Annotated in this window: 17 protein-coding genes and 1 pseudogene; 9 read left to right on the forward strand and 9 right to left on the reverse strand. The window is 64.1% G+C overall.

The annotated features are described in order from the left end of the window. Positions 1-31 precede the first annotated feature (31 nt). The 4 genes from GX444_10100 to GX444_10115 are packed head-to-tail and all read left to right on the forward strand — an operon-like array spanning position 32 to position 4,523. Positions 32-1,459, forward strand: coding sequence for a radical SAM protein (locus GX444_10100; protein NLH48941.1), 1,428 nt, complete (start codon positions 32-34; stop codon positions 1,457-1,459). 3 nt (positions 1,460-1,462) lie between these two features. Continuing rightward, positions 1,463-2,446, forward strand: a complete 984-nt coding sequence (locus GX444_10105; protein ID NLH48942.1) for a flippase-like domain-containing protein — start codon at positions 1,463-1,465, stop codon at positions 2,444-2,446. Next, positions 2,439-3,116, forward strand: coding sequence for a glycosyltransferase family 2 protein (locus GX444_10110; GenBank protein NLH48943.1), 678 nt, complete (start codon positions 2,439-2,441; stop codon positions 3,114-3,116). The genes GX444_10105 and GX444_10110 overlap by 8 nt, the downstream gene beginning before the upstream one ends. A 3-nt stretch (positions 3,117-3,119) precedes the next feature. Next, a complete protein-coding gene (locus GX444_10115) occupies positions 3,120-4,523 on the forward strand; it encodes a radical SAM protein (protein NLH48944.1) in 1,404 nt (467 codons plus the stop codon). A gap of 3 nt (positions 4,524-4,526) precedes the next feature. Here GX444_10115 and GX444_10120 read toward each other — a convergent pair whose 3' ends face one another. The 4 genes from GX444_10120 to GX444_10135 form a co-directional block, all read right to left on the reverse strand. Further along, positions 4,527-5,363: a phosphate/phosphite/phosphonate ABC transporter substrate-binding protein gene (locus GX444_10120; protein ID NLH48945.1), complete on the reverse strand. Its 837-nt coding sequence runs from the start codon at positions 5,361-5,363 to the stop codon at positions 4,527-4,529. A gap of 92 nt (positions 5,364-5,455) precedes the next feature. Continuing rightward, complete coding sequence (locus GX444_10125) at positions 5,456-6,250, reverse strand: hypothetical protein (protein NLH48946.1); 795 nt, start codon at positions 6,248-6,250, stop codon at positions 5,456-5,458. Between the two features lie 11 nt (positions 6,251-6,261). Next, positions 6,262-7,992, reverse strand: coding sequence for a carbamoyltransferase (locus tag GX444_10130; GenBank protein ID NLH48947.1), 1,731 nt, complete (start codon positions 7,990-7,992; stop codon positions 6,262-6,264). Beyond that, positions 7,976-8,761 carry an MBL fold metallo-hydrolase gene (locus GX444_10135; GenBank protein ID NLH48948.1) on the reverse strand — a complete coding sequence of 262 codons (786 nt, stop codon included), beginning with the start codon at positions 8,759-8,761 and terminating at the stop codon, positions 7,976-7,978. Before GX444_10135 ends, GX444_10130 begins: the two co-directional genes overlap by 17 nt. 107 nt (positions 8,762-8,868) lie before the next feature. On the opposite strand from GX444_10135, the gene GX444_10140 reads away from it, so the two are divergent. Both GX444_10140 and GX444_10145 read left to right on the forward strand, forming a co-directional pair. Further along, the gene (locus tag GX444_10140) at positions 8,869-9,633 is read left to right on the forward strand and encodes a hypothetical protein (GenBank protein ID NLH48949.1); all 765 of its coding nucleotides are present in this window, start codon (positions 8,869-8,871) and stop codon (positions 9,631-9,633) included. After that, complete coding sequence (locus tag GX444_10145) at positions 9,630-9,845, forward strand: hypothetical protein (protein NLH48950.1); 216 nt, start codon at positions 9,630-9,632, stop codon at positions 9,843-9,845. The genes GX444_10140 and GX444_10145 overlap by 4 nt, the downstream gene beginning before the upstream one ends. Here the strand turns inward: GX444_10145 and GX444_10150 are convergent. The 4 genes from GX444_10150 to GX444_10165 all read right to left on the reverse strand — a co-directional run bounded on the left by GX444_10150 (position 9,839) and on the right by GX444_10165 (position 14,997). Then, positions 9,839-11,311, reverse strand: a complete 1,473-nt coding sequence (locus GX444_10150) for a hypothetical protein (protein ID NLH48951.1) — start codon at positions 11,309-11,311, stop codon at positions 9,839-9,841. The genes GX444_10145 and GX444_10150 overlap by 7 nt on opposite strands. Further along, positions 11,308-12,978: a hypothetical protein gene (locus GX444_10155; protein ID NLH48952.1), complete on the reverse strand. Its 1,671-nt coding sequence runs from the start codon at positions 12,976-12,978 to the stop codon at positions 11,308-11,310. The genes GX444_10150 and GX444_10155 overlap by 4 nt, the downstream gene beginning before the upstream one ends. Continuing rightward, positions 12,978-13,244, reverse strand: a complete 267-nt coding sequence (locus GX444_10160) for a hypothetical protein (GenBank protein ID NLH48953.1) — start codon at positions 13,242-13,244, stop codon at positions 12,978-12,980. Before GX444_10160 ends, GX444_10155 begins: the two co-directional genes overlap by 1 nt. Before the next feature lie 199 nt (positions 13,245-13,443). Beyond that, the gene (locus GX444_10165) at positions 13,444-14,997 is read right to left on the reverse strand and encodes a sodium-dependent transporter (GenBank protein ID NLH48954.1); all 1,554 of its coding nucleotides are present in this window, start codon (positions 14,995-14,997) and stop codon (positions 13,444-13,446) included. 570 nt (positions 14,998-15,567) lie between these two features. Between GX444_10165 and GX444_10170 the strand changes: the two genes are divergently transcribed. After that, positions 15,568-17,706 (forward strand): DUF4091 domain-containing protein, encoded by a 2,139-nt coding sequence (locus GX444_10170; GenBank protein NLH48955.1) that lies wholly within the window; start codon positions 15,568-15,570, stop codon positions 17,704-17,706. Positions 17,707-17,739: 33 nt separating this feature from the next. On the opposite strand, the pseudogene GX444_10175 reads toward GX444_10170, so the two are convergent. After that, positions 17,740-17,940: pseudogene (locus GX444_10175) on the reverse strand (hypothetical protein). A 1,420-nt stretch (positions 17,941-19,360) separates the two neighbouring features. Between GX444_10175 and GX444_10180 the strand changes: the two are divergent. Together GX444_10180 and GX444_10185 are read left to right on the forward strand one after the other, a co-directional pair. Then, entirely contained in the window at positions 19,361-21,289 is a 1,929-nt protein-coding gene (locus GX444_10180; protein ID NLH48956.1) for a HAMP domain-containing protein, read from the forward strand. Positions 21,290-21,300: 11 nt separating this feature from the next. Then, positions 21,301-21,741, forward strand: a complete 441-nt coding sequence (locus GX444_10185) for a response regulator (protein ID NLH48957.1) — start codon at positions 21,301-21,303, stop codon at positions 21,739-21,741. Positions 21,742-21,750 lie beyond the last annotated feature (9 nt).

Raw genomic sequence — 21,750 nt, forward strand, 5'->3', positions numbered from 1 at the left:
GGCGACCGATCGAATAATACGGGAGGAATCGTTGGCGGTTTTGCAAGCGCGCGATCCGCGGGTGTTGCTGGTCGTGCCGCGCTACGCGGACCGGATCAGCAACGTCGCGCAGACAACCGTCGGACCGCCCTTGGGCCTGGCCTATCTGGCGGCCGCGCTGCGGCAACGCGGGATTCGCGTCGAAATCCTAGACGCCAACGCCGAGGGGTTGTCCGATGCCGCGACAGTGGCCCGCGCCATTGCCGCGCGGCCTGATGTGATCGGTTTGACGGCCGTCACGCCGACCGCCGATCAATGCGGACGGTTGGCCGCCGAATGGAAACGCCGGCTTCCCTCCGCTTACATTGTGATGGGCGGCATTCACCCGACGGTCGAGCCGGAAAAAACGCTGGCGCGCCTGCCGGCGATCGACCTGCTGGTGCGTGGCGAGGCCGATGTGCGCTTCGCCGATCTGCTGATCGGATTGCGCGACGGCAAGGCGCCGGCCGATTTTCCCGGTTTGGCCTGGCGGGAAGAGGGCGGATCAATCCGGGTCGCGGCGATCCCGCCGGAGCTGGCCGATCTGGATGCGCTGCCGTTTCCGGCGCGCGAGCTGTTGCCGATGGACCGTTACCAGGGGCCGGACGGGGCGCGTTTCACCACGATGATCGGGGCGCGCGGCTGTCCCGGCCGGTGCATCTATTGCAGCGTCAACCAGGCGTTCGGCGGCCGCCTGCGCCTCCGCCGGCCCGATGGAATCGTCGCCGAAATGCGCGAATGCCGCGAGCGATTCGACACGCGGTTGTTCGGTTTCATCGACGACACCTTCACGACCGATCGCGATTGGGTGCGGCAACTTTGCGAGCGGATGGCGGCGGCGGGCTTGCCGGAGCAGGCCCGGTGGTTTTGCCTGACGCGGGTCGATCGCGTGGACCGGGACCTGTTGGCCGCCATGAAAAGGGCGGGCTGTTTCAAGGTGGAACTGGGCATCGAGTCGGGCGATCAGGCCGTGCTCGATTACCTCGGCAAAGGGGTGTCGCCGACGCAAATTCGCGATTCGTTCCGCTGGGCCCGGCAGGCCGGTTTGCAGACGCTGGCCTTCGTGATGCTCTTTTCACCCGCCGAAACGCCCGCGACCCTGGCGGCGACCAAACGAATGATTTTCCAGGCCGACCCGGATCTGTTGCAGGCTTCGTTCTGCACGCCGTACCCCGGTACGCAACTGGCCCGGGATTGCGAACGACGCGGCATCGCGATCAGCGACGATTGGAGCCGCTTCGTTTTCTTGACCGGGCCGGTGATTGAGCATCCGCTGTTTGGCCGGGAAGAAATGATCGCCTGGCAAAAAAAATTACTGCGCGCCTTTTACCTCCGGCCGCGAACCATTTGGCGCCTCGCCGCCGCCGCGTTGCAATCCGGCGAATGGCGCGGCCTGTTCCGCGCGGCCCGGCAGGCGCTGCGCCGGCTCGGACGTAATTGAACCATGTTGGAATTCTTCCGCCGTTTGTTCGCCAATCGCCCCGCGATGCTGTCGCTTTCGCTGGCGATCACCGCGTTGTCGTTGTGGCTGGTTTTCGGCGCGGTCCGCTGGTCGGCGCTGGCCGATGCGCTGCGCGGGTTGTCGTGGTGGCCGTTCGCCTTCAGTCTGGCGGGATTGGCGGCCGGTACGCTGCTGCGCGCGGGGCGACTTAGGGTGCTGCTCCGGCGACGCGGCGTGACTTTTGTCATGGCGCTGGAAACCGTGCTGATCGGCTATCTGTTCACCACGCTGCTGCCGTTGCGGACCGGCGAATTGTTGCGGATCGCCTATCTGGGCCAACGTTCCGGCGCTCCGAACGCGACCGTACTGGCGGCGGTCGGCGTGGAGCGCGTGGCGGACCTGATCGCGTTGGCGCTGCTGGCGGCGGTTTTTCTTTCGGGATGGGCTGGGCGGCAGATCGCCGGTCTGCCGGTCGATCCATGGCTGCTGGCGGCGCTGGCCGGCACCGGGATCTTCGCGGCGCTGCTGGCCGGCCGGCTGGCGCGGCGGCGTTTCGCCGGCGGTTTGGCGCCGGCGGCGGGGCGCGGCGCGCGGTTGCGGCAACATTTTTTTCAGGGTATCGAAGCGCTCGGTTCGGGTCGCGAGGCCGGCCTGCTGATCGGGCTGAGCCTGGCCCTGTGGCTGCTCGTGTCGTTTTCGATGAAGATCGCTTTTCTCGCGGCCGGGCAAAACATCCCCTATGCCGCGGCGGTGGTGATCATGCTCGGGACGTGCTTCGCCATCGCGCTGCCGTCGTCGCCGGGCTTCATCGGCACGTATCATCTGGGTTTTGTCGCCGGCGCGCGGCTGGCCGGCATTCCGCCGGAGGTTTCCCTGCCGGTGGCGATCGTTTTTCATCTGGTGATTCAGGTGCCGTTTCTGCCGTTGGGCGGGATAATTCTTTTTTGCCAGCGGCGTAAGCTGCTGGCCGAGGCGACGGATGGTTGAAACCAGCATCATCGTTCCCTGCCACAACGAAGCCGGAGCCGTTCGCGAGGTGCTGGCGGGAATCCGCCGCGCGGTTCCGGCGGCCGAGATCCTGGTGGTGGATGACGGTTCCGACGACGGCACCGCCGACCGGGCGGCCGAAATCGACGGCGTGCGCGTGATCCGGCTGTCGCCCAATCGCGGCAAGGGTCTGGCGTTGCAGGCCGGCATGACCGCCGCCGCGGGCCGGACGTTCGTTTTCATCGACGGCGACGGCCAGGACGACCCGGCGGATTTGCCGCGTTTGCTGCGGGAGATTGAGGCCGGGAGCCGATTCGTCAACGGCAGTAAATTCATCGGGACGATCGAACGCGGCGCGATTTCCCGGCCGAATTTCTGGGGTAATCGCTTCATGAGCGGGCTGATTCGCCTGCTGTTCGGCGGCGCGGTGACCGATTCGCAGTCCGGATTTCGCGCGCTCCGGCGCGATCTCGCACAGAGCTTTCGGCTGCGGTCGGTGCAGTACGAAATCGAAACCGAAATGTTGTGTCAGGCGTTGAAGCAAGGGGTGCGGGTGACGGAAATCCCGGTGACGCGCAAGGCGCGCGCGGCCGGCGCGACCGGTTTTCGTCGCATCCGCAACGGCCTGCGGATTCTGTGGACCATCCTACGCGAACGCCTGATACGGTGAACCATGCTGCACGTCGCCCTGATCAACGGTCCTTTGCCCGACGGCGCGCTGTTCATGCGCGAAGGCCGCTGCACCCAGCGGTCCTCGATCTGGGCCACCCAATGGCCGCCGATTTCCCTGGCTTACCTGGCGGCGGTCGTCCGCGACGCGGGCGCGCGGCCGTTCGTTTTCGATTGCCCCCCGGCCGGTCTCACGTTGTCGGGCCTCGCGGCGGCGTTGCGCGCGCTGGCCGTCGATTGGTGTTTGCTGGCCGTTTCCACGCCAACCGCGCGGGACGATTTGCGGCTGGCCGGCGAAATCAAACGCCGCTTGCCGGCGGTGAAAATCGGCGCGTTCGGCGTCCATCCGACCGTGCTCGATCGCGAAATCCTGGACGCGGCCCCGGCGGTGGATTGCATTGTGCGCGGCGAGCCCGAGGAAACGGTGCGGGAATTGCTGGCGCGCGAGCCGGCGGAAGTCGCGGGCGTCACCTGGCGCGACGGCGCGATGGCGCGGCACAATCCGGACCGGCCGGCGATCGCCAACCTCGATCGTTTGCCCTGGCCGGCGTGGGACGCGCTCGACACGGGCCTCTACCGCCTGCCGTTCAGCCGGCGCCGATTCCTGTGCGCGGGGCCGTCGCGCGGCTGCGCCTTCGGTTGTTCGTTCTGCACGGCCGGGGCGTATTACGGGCGGCGCGTCCGCTTCCGGAGCCCGGTGTCGCTGGCGGCCGAAATCGTTCGCGACCGGCGCGAGTTCGGCGTGGACGATTTTTTCATGTGGGCCGAAACCTTCACGCTGAATCGCGCTTTCGTCCTCGAGTTGTGCCGGCGGCTGCGCCACGACGCGCCCGGCATCCGCTGGACTTGCAACAGCCGCGTCGATTCGGCGGACGAGGCGCTGTTTCGGGAAATGCGCGCGGCCGGCTGTTGGATGGTCAGCTTCGGCATCGAATCGACCGACGAAAACGTCCTGGCGGCGATGGGCAAGAAAATCGCCCCGATCGATATTGAAAACGCACTGGAGGCGGCGCGCCGGGCCGGTCTGAAAACGGTCGGGCATTTCATCCTGGGCCTGCCGGGCGATTCGCCGCGCACGATCGCGCAAACGAGCGCGGATGCGCGCCGCTTCGATCTCGACTTCGCGCAGTTCTATGCCGCCGCGCCGTTCGTCGGTTCGCCGCTTTACGCGACTGCCAGCCGAAGCGGGATGGTGTCGGCGGAGGATTTCCCAGCCGTCGGCCAGCACCGGGCGACGCTGCGCCTGCCGGGCCTGCCGCCGGCCGAGGTGGATCGGGCGCTGCGCCGGGCGGTCTGGGATTTTTACGGACGGCCGCGCCAAATCGTTCGGGTGTTGCGTACGGTCGGGTGGGGCGTCGGCCGGCAGATCGCTCACGAAATCGGCAAGCGCTTGCGGTTCGGCGTTTGATCGTTACGGCTTGTATTGCTGAAAAATACCTTGGTAGACGCTTTCCTCGACCGGCGCGAAACCGGTGATTTCCATCAACTGGCAGATCGGCAGCCCCGCCGGGTTCTGGCAGAAGTTGGTCGTCCCTTTTTGCAGCGCCGCCCAATCCGCCGCCGTGGCGTTGTTGCCGACCGCCACGATGCCGGTGTTGGGGATGGCCGGCGAGGTATAGAGCGTCGCGAGTTGCGCGGCGAAGGGCAGCACGCCCAGGCTCTTGTATTCCTTCGAATCCACGAGCACCGCGCCGACCTCGCCGTTGTTCAACTTGCGCAGCGCCGCGAGGCCCGACATCGTCTGCACGGTGACGTCCTTGCCGAACTTGAGCTGCTTGCCCAGCACGACCCGTTCGACGTACTCCGGCTCGGCCAGGTGGGCGCCGACGAGCGTCTTGCCCTTCAGGTCGGCCAGCGACGCGGCGGTTCCCTTTTTCACGATGACGTAATACTGGATCTGCGCGCCTTCGTTGAGCACGATCTTGTTCAGCGGGCGCAACTTTAGTTCGTCTCGGTATTTCAGGTAAAAGCCGGGCGTGAGCAGGGCGAAGCCGGGCTTGGACTTCTTGAGGTAGTTGTAGCCGGATTCGGTCGTGTTGCAGTACTGCGCGTTGGCCGATTCGACCGGCCAGCCGGCGACGGCGGCGATCTGCTTGATCAGCTTGCCGACCTGCGATTGCGCGGTGGCGTCGGCGGTCGGGCCGCCGGGGCGAATGACAGCCAGGTCGTGCGGTCCGGCCCAAACGACGCCGGCGAAAATCAGCAAAAACAGTGCGGCAAAAAGCCCGGTGCGAAACGAACGATTCATCGATTTACCTCTCGGCGGAATGCGTTTTTTCTCGGGCGCTCATGTTCGTCTTTCGCCGGGCGCGGGTCAAGTCGCCGGGTGCGAAACAGCGGCTACCGGAGGCGCGCGGCCAGCTTGTCGGCCTGTTTTCGCCAGACCTCGCCCGGCGTGCCCCAATCTTCCTTGGCCAGCAAGTCCCGCGCTTTTTGCAGGGGCGCCGCGGCGTCGGCCGGGCGGTCCAGCGCCAGGTAACCCTCGGCCAGGTAGAGGCAATTGGCCGGGAACGAGGGAAAGAGGCCGGCGGCGCGGGTGAGGTGTTCGAGGCCGGTCTCGGGGTCGCCGACGCCCGTCGGCCACGCCGGCGCGCGGATCAACAGCATGCCCAGGGCGCGCAGCGGGGCGCCCTGCTCGAACGAGACGTCCAGTTCGATGGCCCGCGACAGGTGATCGTACACGGTCTTCAGATCACTCAGCTTGGGCACCAGAGCGAGCTCCATCTGCATGCCCAGCAAGGCGCCGGCGATGAAGTGATACTCGGCGGGTTTGTCGTTCTTCGCGAGGGCGGCGAGGGCGTAGCGGTAACCGGTTTCGGCGAGTTGCCGCCGGTCCAGGGAATCGCCGCCGAATTCCTCGAGCCAAAGGACGGCGCGGGCGGCGAGGAAATTCGCCCGCTCACTGTCCGGTTCGAGGCGCCGTAATTTTTCGGCGGCGGCCAGCGACCGGGCGATCGCCTCCGGCGGGCCGTTGAATTGATAGGCCTGCTCCGCGATCAGCAACAGGGAAGCGGCGTCGTCCGGCAACGCCGCGGGCGGCGCGGCCGTCGGATGCGTAACCGGCGCGCAGGCCAGAAACCACAGCAACGACAGGGTTGCCGAGGCGATGAGGCAAATGCGGGTAAGGCGGTACATGGTGGTTCCTCTTATTCGTCAGACCGGCGCGCCAGAAACGGGCCGGCGATCAGGTAGTCGAGTTTCGCCGCCCGGAACGCGCGGCAGGCGTCCGCGGCCGAGCAGACGATCGGTTCCTCATGCAGGTTGAAGCTGGTGTTGAGCAGGCACGGGATGCCGGTCAGCCGATGGAATTCCTCGAGGAGGCGGTACATCGGCGGGTTGTCGTCGCGGTCGATGATCTGCGGCCGCACCGTGCCGTCGACGTGCACGACGCCGGGGCAGTTCTGCTTCAACCAATCGGTCGCGTAAAAACTGATGGTCATGAACCGACCGGGTTCGCGGGCGGCCGCGGCGTTAAGGAAGCATTGCGCGGCATGGGATGCCATGACCAGCGGGGCGAACGGCATGTACCAGGCGCGGTGCAGTTGGGCGTTGAGCCGAGCCTGCAAAGCGGGATCGCGCGGATCGTACAGCACGCTGCGGTTGCCGAGCGCCCGGGGGCCGTATTCGGTCGGCCCGGCGAAACGAGCCACCACCTGGCCGGCCGCCAGCAACCGCGCCGCCTCGGCCGCCGGATCGGCGGGCCGGGTGTAAGGCAACCCGGCGGCGCGCAAGGCGGCTTCGATTTCGGCTTCGTGCGGCTCGGGACCGAGAAAGACGTCCGGCAGCCGGAAGGGCAGGCGTGGTTTTTGCGCCGCCAGATAAGCCAGCGCCGCGCCCAGGGCGATTCCCTGATCGCTCATCGCCGGGTGGATCCACACCGAATCGATTTCCGGAAGTTCGCGGATGCGCTGATTGACGCGCACGTTGCCGAAACAGCCGCCGGCCAGGACGACGTCGCGCCGGCCGGTGTCGCGCGCCGCCGTTTGCACGAACGCAACGACGGCATCCTCGAAAACGGCTTGCGCGGCGGCGGCGAGTTCGGGCGGCGCGAAGCGGGTGAGGTCCGCGAAGGGCGGGCGCCGGGCGGAACGCCGCCAGCCGAAGGTGCGGCTGAAGTCGCGGCCGTCCGGAGAGACGCCGAAGAGCTTTTGCAGCGGCTCGCGGGCCGGCGCGGGATCGCCGTGCGCCGCCAGGCCGGTCAGCTTGCCCGCCAGCAGCGGGTGGATGCCGGCAAGCTGGGCGATCTCGCCGTAAAACTGTCCCGGCGAATCGAGCGCCGAGACGCTACGGACCGGGCGAATGACCGGTCCTTCGCAATCGAAGACCCGGGCCGCGCAGCCGTCGCCGTAGTTGTCGATCGACACCGCGCACGCCGCGGTTTTGCCGGAGGTGTAGTAAGCCGACGCGGCATGGGCAAAATGATGATCGACGATCGCCGCGCGTTTTCCGAAGCGCCGGCGGAGCAGCGCCCGATTGAAACCCTCCAGCCCGCGCGCAAAAAGCGGCGAACGAAAAACCAGGTGGTGGAAAAACAACATCGTCTTGTGCGGCAGGCCGAACAGATCGTGCTCGAACGAGGGAAACAGCGAACCGAGCAGGCGCGGCAAAAAATGGGTGCGGTTGCCGAACACCAGCACCGGCGCCGCGGCCAGTGGCACGCCGGAGGCTTGCTCGATCCAGGCCAGCGACCGCCGGGGGAAACCGCCCTGGAAACGCCGGCGCGTCAGTCGTTCCTCGGCCACCGCGAAAATCCGGCCGTCGGTGTCGATCAGCACCGCGTTGGCGTTGGTATCCTCGTGGAAGGCGAACAGCGGCTGATTCGGCCGCCATTCCGCCGGCAGACGCCAACGGCAGTTTTCGTCACTTTCCCGCGTCAAGCTCGGTCCTTTCCCGGTCGAGAGGATGCCAGCGGCCCGCCAGGTCCGCCGCGCCGCGTTCGCCCGGCGCCAGGACGCCGACCGCGAAGGTCGAACCGCATTCGCGGGCCAGTTCGGCCAGGCGCGCCGCCCGGCCGGGATGCCGCGACAACGGCGGAACGCTCAGCCATTCGCCGCCGGGATGAATCGGCACCGTGACCTTCGTTCCCAGATCGGTCGCCGCCTGCCAGGCGTCCGCCGGGTCCATCACGATCCGCCGCCCGAGAATTTCCGTGCCACCCACGGGCAGCAGGGAAACCAGCGGCTTGCATTGCGCGGCGATGCGCCGAAACACCGGCGAATAACGGGCGTCACCGGCGAACAACAGCGACGACTCGCCCCGCTCGACCAGATAGGCATTTTCGTAGCCGGAATGCTCGACGGCAAACGCGGTGATGCGGTAATCCGATTCGGAAATGCGCTGGCCGTCGCCGAGCGCGACGAACCGTTCGTGCCGGACGCCGGTGAGTTTTTTCGCCAGGGCCGGCGGCCCGACGAGCAGCTTGCATGGTGCGGCCAGACGCGACAAGGCCCGGCGGTCGAAGTGGTCGGGATGCAAGTGGCTGACGAGCACCAGATCCAGCGCCGGCAACTCCGCCGGCGTCAGGCAGGGCCGGACGAACACCGGCAGGCCGCGCATCCGCCGCGCAAACCATGGGTCGGTCAGCAGGGTCAGGCCGTCCCAGCGGATCAATACGGTCGCGGCGCGGAGGTAACGGATTTCGATCATTTGGGTTTGCCGAGCTTCGTTCGTCTCGTCGTTGTTGCCGATGATTTCCGGGTTATCGCTTGCCTGTTTGAACCTCTTTGAGGCACAGTAACACAAATGGAGCCGAGATGACGACCGTCCAACCCGCCGTTTCCCCGCCCGCGGCGATCCGCCGCGTCACGCTGCTTTTTTCCGGCGGCGTCGATTCCACCGCGGCGGCGCTGCGGTTGGCGGAGGCCTACGATTGCGTCGATCTGGTTTCCTACCACAACGGGTACGGCCACTATCATCTGACCCGCACGGCGGCCCGGTTTCGCGAGCTCGGTCGCCTGCTGCCGAACCGATTTTCGCACGAGATGATTTCGGTCCGGGATCTGTTTGAGACCCTGGTGATCGACGGCCTCGAAGCCGATTACGAACGGTATCGCTCGGGGTTCATCTGGTGCCTGGGTTGCAAGATCGCGATGCACGTGCGCACCGTCGCCTACAACCGCGAAAAAGGCATCAACGTCGTGGCCGACGGTTCCTCGGCGGAAACGAGCGAGATGGTCGAGCAGATGCCGGCCAGCGTGGCGCGAATCCGCCGCTTCTACGCCGATCACGGCATCGCTTTCGAAACACCGGTTTACGGGGAGCGCCGCGAATCATCGATCCGCGCCCTTAGCGAGAAAGGCCTGCGCCTGGGCCTACGCGTGGGCGATCGCTTCCTCGGCACGCAACCGAAATGCAAGCCGGGCGAGTTGTATTACCTGCCGTTTTTGCTGCTGGGCTCGGCCATGCGGCATCCCGAGGAAGCAGTGGTGGATTTCATCGACCGCAAACTGGCGCTAGGCGACCGCTGGCTGCGCGATTACCTGCAACGGCGCGGCATCGTGGACGGGGTGACGCCGTGAATCCGAACCCAACCATGGCGCGGCCGATGGGAACGCTGCGGCGCGGCTTCGGCTGGCTGTTCCTCATCGGCTTTCACTCACTGTACCTGGCGTGGTCGGGATTGATGGCACTCGGCTCGCCGCGTTACCGCCGGATCTGGCGTTTTCAACTGCGTTATTTTTTCGACGTGGTGAAGCAGGAATGGCGCGGCGGCTCCGGCGCCGCTCAGTAACCGTAGATCCGATCCCAAACGTCGAAAATCGGGGGCTCGTAATGGCCCCATTCGGCCGCGAGGTCCGGCCACCGCAGCCGCACCGGGTAGTAGAGGCGCGGCAGCGGATTGCCGCGCGTCAGCTTCGCGCGTTGTTCCCGCAGCTCGGCCGGGCATTCGTCGGTGTGAAAGAACATCCATTCGCGCCGCTGCTCGTCGGCCAGGCAGCCGATTTGCGCCGCCTCGATCTTCGCCTTGGGAAAACGCACGTACCAACGCTCGTCCACCGGCGTTTGCATACCGGCCGCCAGCCGCACCAGGCCGGTCAACGCGATCGTCAGCAGCGCCACCGCCAGCCAGTGCCGCCCGGAACGGCGATGCTCGCCCAACCATTCCAGGCCACGCGTCATCAGCACCGCCAGCGGAACGATCGCCAGCGCGCCGAAGGTGGTCTTGGGCTCTTCCCAATTTTCCTGAAACAAAAACAGGCCCAAGGCGAAAAATAGCCAGAGCGCATGAAAAGCCCACCAGCGGCGGTCCCGGCGCCACTGCGCCCACAGGCCCGTCAGGAAAAAAGCGGTCAGCACCGTGCCGAAACAGAGGACGAGCGTCAGCGGCAGCGTCAGGTAGGTCGGAAACGGATAATGGGGTGTCCGCACCAGGTGATCGTAAAACGGCCAGTTGAACAATCCGTTGAGGTCGAAGCGCCAGCCGAAAAAACGATGCGGGAAAACCGGTCGCCAGCCGTCGAAATCCGCGAATTGCGAGGCGTGAATCAGCATCCGGCCGAAAGCGTAGCGGTTCCAGGCCAGATACGGAGCGATGCTGGCCAGCGCGCCCGCGGTAAAGAACGGCAAGCCCCGACGGCTCTCGCGGGTCGCCAGTAGCAACACCAGCAGCGCCGGCGCCAGGACGATCGCCTCGTTGCGGATACCGCCCAGCGCCCCGTAAACCAGGCCGATGATTCCCCAGCGCGGCCGCTCCGCGAGCAGCAGTGCCAGCAGGCCGATGAGAATCGGCACGCTGATGAAATTGGCGTTGAGGCGGTCCATCAGCAGCATGAACGGGTTGACCGCGACGAGCAGCCCGAGCATCACCGCCCACGCCTCGCGGTCGAAAAGCAGGCGGCCCGCCATCACGGAAAGCAAAAAGGCCAGCGCCCCGAACGCCGCGTAAAACAGCCGGAAGCCCAGCATTCCGAAAACCCGGTAGGGCGCCGCGAAGGTGACGCCCGCGCCGATGCGCTGGTCCTTGGAAACGATGTTGTAGGCGGCGCGGTCGATCAAGTCCCGCGGTAGACTGCCGCGCAGATGGTATCCGTAGCGCGGCTGCCCTTGTTCGTCGACGAACACGCCCGGCCGGCCCGCGATGAACGTGGCCGGGGCGACGATGTAGGTGTCCCAGTAGTCGAGTCCCGCGCCGGCGAACTGCAGGAAGTAGAAAATAAAAATCAGCCCGGCGAGCAACGGCACGAGAGCGCGGTTCACGGCTGTCCCCCGTCGCGTTTTTCCAGGCACCAACCCGGCAGCAAAAGCATCGCCAGCGGCAGGCGGCGGAATAGTTCGAGGGCGCCGTCCGTGCCGGCCACGATCGGTTCAGTGTGCCGGTTGAAACTGGTGTTGATCGTCATCGCCGGGTTCATGTGCCGACTGTACGCGGCGAGCAGATCGTGGAGCAATGGGGTCGTCGCCGGCCGGGCGATTTGCAGGCGCATGGTGCCGTCGGCGTGAACCGCGACCGGGAAGCGCGCCGCGATGCCCTCCCGCGCGGTGACGGTCGCCGTCATGTGTTCCAGGGCCAGCCGGCGTGGCGAATCCGTAACCAGCGGCAAATCGGCTTCGCTCGCGACGGGAGCGAACGGCATGATGTCCGGTCGGCCCAGCGCCCGATTCCAACGCGCGGCGATTTCCGGCGAGCGCGCGGAAAACAGGATCGACCGGTTGCCCAGGGCGCGCGGGCCGAATTCGAGCGGACCTTGGACCAACGCCACCGCTGCGCCGGCATGAATCGCCGTCGCGGCGCGGTCGACGGCCGCCGCATCGAGCGGTCGCACCGTCCAGGCCTCGTCGGCCAGCGCCTCGGCGGGCAAGCGCGCCGCTTCCGGTCCGAGAAACGGCGACATCGCCACCGTCGGCAACGCCGGATCGACCACCCAGCCAGCGCCGGCGCAGAGGCCGCCGTCGCCCATGTGAGGAAAGACGAACAAATCCCGCGCGCCGCCGGCGTCGGCGAGGATTTGGTTCAGCCGGACGTTGGCGAACAGCCCGCCCGCCAGGCAAAGCCGATCGGCCCCGGCGCGCGGCAGCCAGAATTCAACCAGACGGGTAAGATTCGCTTCCACGCTTAGTTGCAGACCGGCCGCGATATCGGCGGGCGAATAGCCGGCCAGGGCGCGACGCAGCGCGGTGAACGGGCGAGGCGCATTGAGGTACGGAACGCCGTCGGCGTGCGTCAGCAGACGGTCGAAAACGAGACGTGTCACCCGCGGATCGCCGGTCGCCGCCAGTCCGGCGACCTTGCCTTCCTCGCCCTCGGCGAAACCCAGGAGCGCGGCGGTCAGGCCGTACAGCAAGGCCGGGCTGTGCGGGTAGGGGATGCGCGCCAGGAATTCGAGTCGCCCGTCGCTCCACCGGGCCACGCTGCCCGAAAGTCCGTCGCCGTAAGCGTCCTGCGTCAGCACCAGCGCCGCCGCGAAGCCCGATCCCTTCGCCGCGCTCATGGCATGGGCAAGGTGGTGATCCACCAGCGTCAACGGCGCGGTGAAGCCCAGTCGCCGGAAGCGGCGGCGTAGCACGGCCTCGGCGAGGCGGCGGTCGGCGGCAGCGAGGGCGGACCAGGCGGTGATCCGGTTCTGCACCGCCGATGAAAGGCGGTTGCCGAGGCGATTCATCGGGAGGTTCGGGTCGGTCCGGCGATAACGGGCGTCAAGCAGCCGATGTAGGGCGCGGCCGCTTCGTTCGGCGACGGCGAGAGCGGTCACGTCGGCCGGCTTGGCGCCGATCGATTCCAGGCACCAGTGCAGCGCGGCGTAGGGGAAACCCGGTTGCCGTTTGCGGCCGGTCAGCCGCTCCTCGGAAACCGCCGCCAGCAATTTGCCGTTTTCGAGCAGGCACGCGCCGGCATCGTGACCGTCCCCGATTCCCAGCGTCAGCATCAGGCGGCCGGCTTTTGGTCGCGGCGCGGCCAATAAAGGCCGGGTGCGCCCATGACGATCGTCAACGGAAACAGCAATTCAGGGCGGACGGTGGTTCCCAGGAGCATGGCGCAGGCGAAGGCGGCCGGCGGCAACAGGACGAGGCTGAAGAAAAACGCCCAGACCAGCGTCCAACCCGTGACCGGTTTGCCGGTCACCAGCCGCGCCGGCAGCAAGCCCGGCAACAGGAACAACAGCGGACTGGACAGCAACCACAGGATTTTCACTCGCCGGCTCCCGTCTCCCGAACGAGGGGTATGGTTCATATTGAACGAAGCGTAGCATCCGGACGGAGGGTTTTCAAATATTGATGTGTTGTGGCGGCGACCGGCCCCCGCTATCGCTTGATGGTCCAGTAAAAACAGAATCCCGTCAGGCTGAGGATCAGCACCCAGGAAAACGCCATGAATACGATGCCGCCGGCCGTCATGACTGCGCCTCCTTGCCCCGCCGTTTCCAGGCGATCGCCACCAGGATGATGATGATTCCCCACAGGCCGAAAACCAGGGCGCGGGCGCCCCAGACGTAGGGCAGATCGGTCGGGGCGACGCCCTTCAATCGGAAGGTGTCCCAGAACTGCTGGTAAGTCCAGGTGATGAGCAGAATCAGCAGATAGGCCGGGGTGACGTATTTGATAATGAACCGGTAAAGCCCGGGAAGCTTGATTTTCGCGCTGCGGTTCATCTCCTCCCACCCTCTCTTCATTCCGAAGCCGAACACGAAGAGGAACGTTTCCAGCGTCGCGAAGACGACGAGGAACAGCGTCCCGCCCCAGAAATCCAGTTCGTCGAGGAAGCCGTGGGCGAGAAAGAAAATTACCGGTTGGCTGGCCAGGAAGGCGACCACTCCCAAAACGACGGTCGCTTTACCCCGGCTGAATTTAAACTCGTCTTCCAAAAAGGAAATGGCCGGTTGAATCAGCGATACCGACGAGGTGATTCCAGCCAGAAACAACAGGATGAACCAGAGCGCGGAAAACAACGAACCGCCCGGCAGCTTGTCGAAAATGAGCGGCATCGTGACGAAGCCGATGTTGAAGGTGCCGCTCTTCGCCACCTCCACCGCGCCGACCGCGCCGAAAAAGACGAACGCCGCCGGAATGACGATCGAGCCGCCCAGGAGGACCTCGCAAAACTCGTTGGCCGAGGCCGAGGTCAGGCCGGACAGCGCCACGTCGTCGTCGCGCTTCAGATAGCTGGCGTAAGTCAGGATGACGCCGATGCCGACCGAAAGGGTGAAGAAAATCTGCCCCGCCGCTTCCAACCAGACGCGGGCGTCCAATAGTTTCGAGAAGTCCGGATTCCAGACGAATCCCAGGGCGTTGCCGATCGACAACTCGGGCTTGGTCAAATCCGGTGTGCCCAGCGACAACACCCGCGCGGCGAGGGCGATGCCGACCACCACCAGGATCGGCATGGCGATCTTGCTAAGCGTTTCTATACCGCCTTTGACGCCGCGGTAGATGAAATAGAAATTGACCAGAAAGGTGATCGCGAAAAACACGTAGGCGGTACCGGGGCCCGTGAAGAAAGCGTTATCAGCCAAACCCTGATAGCCGGAGAGAAACGCTTTCATCGAGGCCTGGTCGGTCGCCTGGTAGAGTTTGCCGGTCATCGAGAAAAACGCGTAGCCGAGGGCCCAGGATTCGATGAACATGTAATAGATGAGGATGATGAACGGGCCGAGTACGCCGATCGTGCCGAGGTACTTCGCCAGCCGCGTCCGGCCGATGGCGTGGAAAATGCCCGGTGCCGTGCCGTGGCCGTAGGCGCCGCCGAAGCGGCCCAGCGTCCATTCCACCCACATCAACGGAATGCCCAGTAATAAAAACGCGATGAAATAGGGAATCATGAACGCGCCGCCGCCGTTCAGCGTGGCCTTGGCGGGAAAGCGCAGAAAATTGCCCAGGCCCACGGCGCTGCCCGCCACCGCGAGAATCACGCCGATCTGCGACCCCCAATGCTCTCTCGGTTTGGCCATCCCACACCTCGTGTTTGAAGTGGCGTCGTTTCGGTCCTGTGAAAAACCGGACGAACGGCGACTCAATTCATTGTTGGGCTACATTCGGGATGCACAAAGAATAGCCGGTTGACCAAGGAAGATCAATTTGGAAATCGTGACGGGGTGATGACTGACATTTTTTCTTTACCGGCGGGAAGATGATGACTTCTGCATCGGGAAAAGACAGGGAAGGAACCGCGAATTCACATGACTAAACACGAATAAGAAGAAATTAACAATTTTTAATTTTTGCCCTTCATTCGTGGTGATTGACGACTCTCGATCTGCCACACTTTCAACCGAGAAACGAGGTTGAAGGTGTGGTGAAAAGTTATTCACCAATTCTGTCTTATTCGCGTTCATTCGTGGTTAAAAAAGCACACCCAATCTCTCGCCACGGATAGCCGGCCGCGAAGGCGGCCGGCTACTTGATCCCATCCAGAAAGGCGTTCCAGGCGGGGCGGGGCGAACCGTCGGCGCCTACCGTTTTTTACCGGTATATGGTAAAAGAATAAGCAAGTTCCTTTTTCCAGCAGGCGAGGAAATCCGATGAAACGAAAATATTGGTTACCGCTGATCATTTTGTTGGCGGTCGGGCTGACCGCCGGTGCCGCCTCGGCCGATTACCTGGTCGGGCTGTCGCACGGCACCGACAAGCAACGGCCGGAGTACTCCTTCACCTCGAACGACACGTTCGCGCTGCAAGCGGCGGGCAACGAGTGGGAACCGTTTGCCGTGCTGATTCGCGACGACCAGGGCCTGACCAACGTGAACGTCGAGGTGAGCGAGTTCACCGGTCCGGGCGACCCGATCGACGAAATCGAGCCCTATCGCGCGGCGTATGTTCCGGTGCCGGCCGAACACATCAGCCACGTACCGCCCGATCCGGACATGGCCGGCGATTGGCCGGACGGCCTGATTCCGTTCGTCGATCATTTCACCGGCGAAACGCGGGACGGCGCGCCGTTCGATCTGGCGGCGAATTACACGCAAATGATCTTCGTCGACGTGTTCATCCCCGAAGGCCAGGAGCCCGGCACGTACACGGCCACGGTGACCGTGACGGCCGACGATCGGGCGGATTGGACGGGCACGGTGACGTTGGAGGTCTGGGACTTCACGTTGCCCACCGGCATTTCGCTGGCGAGCAACTACGGGTGGAGCCTCTCGACGGTTTACAACTGGCACCAGGCACACGGCGGCGTGACCGATCGCGCCACCCTCAACACCCGGTACCTGCAGGAATTCGCCCGCCACCGGATGGCGCTCTACGGCTGGAACACCAAGAGCCCGGCCTACACCTGGAACGACACCAACCAAACCTTCGATTGGGATTGGACGGAATTCGATACGGTCGACGGGCCGGTGCTCGACGGCACCTTCTATCGGCCCGGCTACAAATTCACCGGCCTGACCCTGCCGGGCGCGCCGGGCGGTTGCCCGGGAACCGTCGATCCGGTGGTCTGGGAACGCGAATACTGGAAAGGCTGGGCGCAGCATTTCCGCGATCGGGGTTGGAACGACGTGCTGTGGTATTACATGCCCGACGAGCCGCGCCCGGAGATGTATCCGGCGTTGCGGGAGCTGGCGGCGCGCCTGCACGCGGCCGATCCCGATTTGCAGCCGCTGGTGACCGAGCAATTCGAGGAAGATCTGGCCGGCGACGTGGACATCTGGTGTCCCGACGAGCCGTTCTTCAGCGATTCGATGCCGTACCCGCCGTTTCCCGAAGTGTACGAGGAGCGGCGTGCGTTGGGCGAAAAAACCTGGTGGTACAACTGCGTCAGCGCCACGATCCTGCTCGATTTCGCCAGCCACGCGGTCGACGCGGAATCCAGCTACATGCGCATCTGGCCTTGGCTGACCCGCCGGTATCATTTCACCGGCATCCTGTTCTGGCACACGGTGTACGTCATCGGCCAGGGCCACGACCCGTGGGAATCGATGTACGCCTCGCCGTTCTTCCAGGGCGACGGCTCGGTGATCTATCCGGGAACCATCGACCACATCGGCGGCGAAACCGACATCCCGGTCGCCTCGCTGCGCATGAAGTACCTGCGCGAGGGCATGGAGGATTACGAATACTTCCACCTCCTGGACAACCAGGGAGACGCCGAGTGGGTCGACGCGGTGACGCGGACTGTCGGGCCGAAATCCTACGTTTGGGAACATGACTGGAGCACCCTGCTGAACTGGCGCGAACGCGTCGCGCAACGGATTTTGGGAACTTCCGACGACACGCCGCCCGCGCCGCCGACCAACCTGACGGCGGCGGGTGTCGCCAACGGAGTGGAACTGACCTGGACCAAGCCGACCGCGCCCGATCTCGCGGGTTACGAATTCTGGTACGGCCTCTACGAGGGCGACGCCTTCTTCGGCGGATCGATCGACAACGCCGCGGCCACGAGCGCCGTGATCGACGGGCTCATGCCCGGCCGCGAATACCTGCTGTGGGTCAAAGCCTTCGATGAAAGCGGCAACCGCTCCGCCGACAGCGAGGTGGTGACCGCCACGCCCACCGAAGGCGACGACGACGCCGGCAAGCCCGACGATGACGGTGGCGACGACGACGCCGGCGGCGGCGATACCGGTTCGGACGACGACGACCAAGGCAATCGCAACGGCGTGAATGTTGCGGAAAAGAGTGCGGACGATTCCGACTCCGCCTCCGGCTGTGGGGGGTGGTAAGCCATGAAAAACATCATCCTGTTCCTGTTTGCTTTACTGCTCCTGGCGGCGCCGTTGGCTTGCGGCAACGGCGACGATGACGACGACAACGACAACGGCAATCCGGCCGACGACGACGACAACGACAACGACGACCAGACCGACGACGACAACGACGACGACTCCTCGCCGCCGGACGATGACGACGACAACGACGACAATGACGACAACGACGACGACAACGACGATGACGACACGACGCCGCTCTGCGATTGGGACGCCTACAATCCGCCGATGATCGCCGGCAAGGCCGCGCTGGCCGATTACGACCCGGCGACCGGTTTGGCCGCGTTCGAGACCGCGGCGGCGATCTGCCCCGTCGTCGGCGACGCGCAACTGGGGATCCTGCTGGCGAAATTTCAGGCCTACCTGCAGGCGTTGCAGGCGCTGATGGCGGAGTACCCGGAATTCCCGATCATCGACTGGGCGGCGTTTCAGGCTTCGCTGACCGACGATCTGCTGCCGCTCAACGACGAGTTGCGTGACGCGGCGAACGCCGTGATCTTGAATTTCTCCGCCAATCGTTTGTACCTGTCCTCGTTTCCGCTGTTCCTGAACGGCGAAACGGTGGTGGTGGACTGCGGCGGGGAATGGGACTACGCGGATGTGATCAACCTGAGCGCCCTGGTGAATCTGTTCGACGCCGTCGAACGTTTCTTCCTGGCCTTCCATTTGGAAGCCGATTGGACGCTGCTTTCGACCTTGCCGTATCTCTACGACCCGATGGAGATCATCCATTACTATGCGGGGCAACTCCTCCAGATGTTCGCCGACGAGAATTACCCCGATTTCATGACTTTCCAGGACGGCGGCGAAGCGGCGTTCGCCGAATTCGCGACCTCGCTCGGGTTCGCGGCGATCGACGGCCAGACCGGCTTCGACGCGGTCTTGCTGGAAACCGACCCGCAGGAGGATGACATCACCTTTTACGTCGATGATAACGGCAACGGCCAATGGGACGAGAGCGAGAATTACGGGATCCCGTTCTACGGTCCGTTGGCCGACGAGATGAACGACTTTCTGGTCTCGACGCTGATCCTGATGGGCGATCTCGGCCCGGCCCTGCTGGACACGGGCCCGGAGGATCTGCGGCCGCTGGCGCCCGATTGGCTGCCGCTCGGCGATCTCAATTACATTTTGGAGGCGCTCCAAGCCTGGGTGGGCGGCATCACGCTGCCCGACGTGCCGATTCCGGTCGGTCGGTGGTTCTACAATCCGCCCGACGACGGTTTGCGCACTGTGATGATCGCCGTGATTCAGGTGCTCTACGATTACACGGCCCCCAAAGAAGACGGGCAATAGCTTTTCAATTCGCAATGAATGAAACAGCGGCCGCGAGATTCGTCGCGGCCGCTGTCGTTTCTGCACGCCGGACCGGTGTCTCCCCAATTCCGCACCCGGATATTACTTGTCGTTTTCTTGACGGGAATGTTATGATCGCCAAGGGGGGATGATGGGCCTATATCAAGAAAACAATGACCGATTTTTCCGAGACCTCGGATTGAATATCAAAATATCTCTTGTTGGAATCGGCGGGGTGTTGATCGAGGCGCTGGCGTTGGTCTTGTTGGCCGTTTGACAAAGCGGTCAATACAACCGCTTGGCGCAAACCGAAGTGGATCAGTTGATCGAAGCCGATTTGGATCACATCACGAATGACGTTTACAATTTGGTGGCGACGGAAAACGAGGCCGTTCAACTGCAAGTCGACAACAATCTGAACGTGGCGCGGCATGTTCTGAACGCGCACGGCGACGTTCGGTTGCTGCCGGATACCGTCGATTGGCGGGCGGTCAATCAATACACGAAAGAGACGCGTGATATCCGTCTGCCGAAAATGACGGTCGGTGGCCAATGGTTGGGGCAAACGGCCGACGCGAAAACCCGGGTGGCGATCGTCGACGAGGTTACCGATCTGGTCGGTGAAACGGCTACGATTTTCCAAGTGATGAATGATGACGGCGATATGCTGCGCGTAGCCACGACGGTCAAGGATATCCTGGGCAATCGCGCGATCGGAACCTACATTCCCGCCACCAATCCCGACGGCAGCCCGAATCCGGTTATTGCCACGATCCGGGCCGGCAAGACGTACCACGGCCGCGCTTTCGTCGTGAACGACTGGTTTTTGACCGCTTATGAGCCGTTGCGGGATGGCGACGATCAGCTGGTGGGAATGCTGTATGTCGGTATCCAGCAAAAAGCCGTCGAATCGCGCCTGCGTCAGGCCATCCTGAAAATCCGGATCGGCCGGACCGGGTACGTCTACGTGCTCGAGGGAAAGGGCGAAAAAAAAGGACATTATATCATTTCCCAGAACGGCGAACGCGACGGTGAAGATATCTGGGATAGCCGGGACAGCGACGGGAATTACGTGATTCAAGCCATCATCAATAACGCGATCGCCCTGGCGCCCGGCGAGTTGTCGACCATCCATTATCGCTGGCAGAACCCCGGCGAGGCCGAGCCGCGCTGGAAGACGGCTCGGCTGGTTTATTTCGCACCGTGGAACTGGGTGATCGGCACCAGCGTTTATGATGACGAACTGCAGGTCTTCCGCGCCGTCCTGCAAAACGGTCGGCTGCGAATGACGAGCATCATGAGCATCGCCGGCGTACTGATCGTGATTTTAGCCGGACTGGTCGGCTGGCTTTTGGCCCGCACGATTTCGCGGCCGGTGCAGAAAATGAAAGAAGCGGTCGAAACGATCATCGACGGCAATCTGGATCAGGTGGTGGCGGTTCATTCGCGCGACGAAATCGGCGTTTTGGCCGACGCGTTCAACGTCATGACCGGCCGCCTGAAAAGGACCCTCGCCGAGTTGGAGCAACGGGTCGCGGAGCGAACGCGGCAGTTGGAAGCCGCCAACCAGGAGTTGGAGTCGTTCAGCTACTCGGTTTCGCACGATTTGCGCTCGCCGCTGCGCGGCATTGACGGTTTCAGCCAAGCCTTGCTTGAGGATTATCACGACAAGCTCGACCCGGAGGGCCGGGATTATCTCCGGCGCGTCCGGCAGGCGAGTCAACGCATGGCGCGGTTGATCGACGATTTGCTCCAACTGTCGCGGGTGACGCGCGGCGAGCTCCGCCGGACCACGGTCGACCTGAGCCGGTTGGCAGGGGAAATCGTGAATGAGTTGATCCAGCGCGATCCCCGGCGCCGGATCGAATGGACGATCGCCGCGGGGGCGGTGGCCTCGGCGGATGAAAACCTGATCCGCGCCGCGTTGGAAAACCTGCTCAACAACGCCTGGAAATTTACCGGCAAGCGGGAGGCGGCGCGGATCGAGTTCGGCGTGGTTCCGCCGTCCGGCGACGAAAAAAATATGATTTATTTCGTCCGCGACAACGGCGCCGGATTCAACATGGCCTATGCCGATAAACTGTTCGGCGCGTTCCAACGGATGCATTCCCCGGCCGAATTCGAGGGCTCGGGGATCGGCTTGGCCACCGTGCAACGGATTGTCCATCGGCATGGCGGCCGAATCTGGGCCGAGGCGGCGGTTGGTGAAGGCGCCACCTTTTATTTCACTCTACCGGAATAGGGGGAGGAGCGATGAACAAGGGCCATATCCTGTTGGTGGAAGACAATCCCGACGACGAAGCGCTGACGCTGCGGGCTTTTCGTAAAAACAATATCGCCAACCGGGTGGAGGTCGTTCGCGACGGCGCGGAAGCGCTTGATTTTCTTTTCGGCACCGGAGCCTATCCCGAGCGTGTCGCGGCGGAATTGCCGTTGCTGATTTTACTGGATTTGAAACTGCCGAAAATCGACGGGCTGGAGGTGTTGCGCCGGATCCGCGCCAATGCCCGCACCAAATTGGTGCCCGTGGTGATCCTGACCTCGTCGCGCGAGGAAACGGACATCGTGCGCGGGTACGATCTGGGCGCCAACAGTTATATCCGCAAACCGGTCGATTTTCAGCAATTCATCGACGCCATCGGCCAACTGGGCTTTTATTGGCTGGTGCTCAACGAGCCGCCGATACACTTGTGAGAAAGGGTC

The organism is Myxococcales bacterium (genome assembly GCA_012517325.1).
Classification (GTDB): Bacteria; Lernaellota; Lernaellaia; order Lernaellales; family Lernaellaceae; genus JAAYVF01.

Bases quoted from the DNA above. Each gene is read 5' to 3' on its own strand.
- GX444_10105 (NLH48942.1), top strand. From the start codon at position 1,463: ATGTTGGAATTCTTCCGCCGTTTGTTCGCCAATCGCCCCGCGATGCTG.
- GX444_10110 (NLH48943.1), top strand. From the start codon at position 2,439: ATGGTTGAAACCAGCATCATCGTTCCCTGCCACAACGAAGCCGGAGCC.
- GX444_10115 (NLH48944.1), top strand. From the start codon at position 3,120: ATGCTGCACGTCGCCCTGATCAACGGTCCTTTGCCCGACGGCGCGCTG.
- GX444_10120 (NLH48945.1), bottom strand. From the start codon at position 5,363: ATGAATCGTTCGTTTCGCACCGGGCTTTTTGCCGCACTGTTTTTGCTG.
- GX444_10125 (NLH48946.1), bottom strand. From the start codon at position 6,250: ATGTACCGCCTTACCCGCATTTGCCTCATCGCCTCGGCAACCCTGTCG.
- GX444_10135 (NLH48948.1), bottom strand. From the start codon at position 8,761: ATGATCGAAATCCGTTACCTCCGCGCCGCGACCGTATTGATCCGCTGG.
- GX444_10140 (NLH48949.1), top strand. From the start codon at position 8,869: ATGACGACCGTCCAACCCGCCGTTTCCCCGCCCGCGGCGATCCGCCGC.
- GX444_10155 (NLH48952.1), bottom strand. From the start codon at position 12,978: ATGCTGACGCTGGGAATCGGGGACGGTCACGATGCCGGCGCGTGCCTG.
- GX444_10165 (NLH48954.1), bottom strand. From the start codon at position 14,997: ATGGCCAAACCGAGAGAGCATTGGGGGTCGCAGATCGGCGTGATTCTC.
- GX444_10170 (NLH48955.1), top strand. From the start codon at position 15,568: ATGAAACGAAAATATTGGTTACCGCTGATCATTTTGTTGGCGGTCGGG.
- GX444_10185 (NLH48957.1), top strand. From the start codon at position 21,301: ATGAACAAGGGCCATATCCTGTTGGTGGAAGACAATCCCGACGACGAA.